The following is a 1,232-nucleotide window of genomic DNA, read 5'->3' on the forward strand; positions in this document are numbered from 1 at the left end:
GTGTCGCCGACGCCGGCCTTCGCGGTGCGGGCCGCGGCGGCGTCGAGCACTACCTCGCCGGTACGGGGCGCGCTGCCGGCCGTGAGTTCCGTACCGGTGAAGGCGTGCGAGCCCCAGCCGTGCGCGGTGAGCGGGCCGTCCCCGGTCCGTACCGGGAAGGTGAAGTCCGCGACCGCCTCCTCGACGCCCGGCGCCCCGGCGGCCTTCGCCGCCAGCCCGGCGTCGAGCCGAGCGGTGTCCGGCAGCGGGACGGCCTCCTTCTCCAGGTCCTCGCCGCTGCCCGTGACGACGTACTCGTACTGGTCGGCGGCCGCGACGACCGGCGCCTTCTCGTACCGCTCGGCGGGCACCGAGGCGCGCAGGCCGGTTTCGAGCAGGATGCCGCAGGCCGTGACGATCAGCGCCGACAGCATCAGCACCACGAAGGTCCCGGCGAACGACGCGGGCTTGAAGCGGACCGCGGCGCGGGCGAGTCCGTTGGGGCGCATCATGCCGACACCCCCGCAAAGGACTCGTCGCGCACGGTGGATGCGGCGGTACGGGCGCCCAGCCCTGCCATCCGCGCCGCGATCTGCGCCGCGGAGCCGCCCGCGAGCCGGTCGGCGAAGGCGCCGTCCGCGAGGAACAGCACCTGGTCCGCCCAGGCGGCGGCGGCCGGGTCGTGGGTGACCATCACGACGGTGGCGCCATGGGGGTACCCGCTGTTCGAGCCGAGCCGAGAGCTTGGGGGAGTGTCGACGGCGTGCCGCAGCAGGCCCAGGACCTCGGCGGCGGTGGTGGTGTCGAGGGCGCCGGTGGGCTCGTCGGCGAAGATCACGTCGGGGCTGGTGACCAGGGCGCGGGCGATGGCCACGCGCTGCTGCTGTCCGCCGGACAGCTCGCCCGGCCGGCGCCGCGCCTTGTCGGCGAGCCCGACCTGCGCCAGCACCGCGTCCGCCCGGCCCCGGTTCCGGTGCTGCCCGGCGAGGCGCAGGGGCAGCAGGACGTTCTGCTCCACGGTCAGGGAGGGCAGCAGGTTGAACGCCTGGAAGACGAAGCCGAGGCGGCTGCGCCGCAGCTCGGTGAGCTCGTTCTCCTTCATGCCGGTGATCTCCGTGCCGCCGAGGCGCACGGATCCGGCCGTCGGCCGGTCGAGGCCGGCGGCGCACTGCAGGAACGTCGACTTGCCGGACCCGGACGGGCCCATCACCGCGGTGAACGTGCCGCGGGGGAGTGCGAGGTCGACGCCCGCC

Annotated in this window: 1 protein-coding gene and 1 pseudogene; both read right to left on the reverse strand. The window is 75.3% G+C overall.

What is annotated here, in order from left to right; translation table 11 throughout:
- Positions 1–491: pseudogene (locus H5J30_RS34250) on the reverse strand (ABC transporter permease); the annotation flags it as partial.
- Positions 488–1,232 (reverse strand): ABC transporter ATP-binding protein (locus H5J30_RS34255; RefSeq protein ID WP_181791712.1); only part of this gene is annotated, 745 nt, incomplete at its 5' end. The gene H5J30_RS34255 and the pseudogene H5J30_RS34250, both read right to left, overlap by 4 nt.

This window comes from Streptomyces phytophilus, assembly GCF_013870535.1.
Classification (GTDB): domain Bacteria; phylum Actinomycetota; class Actinomycetes; order Streptomycetales; family Streptomycetaceae; genus Streptomyces; species Streptomyces phytophilus.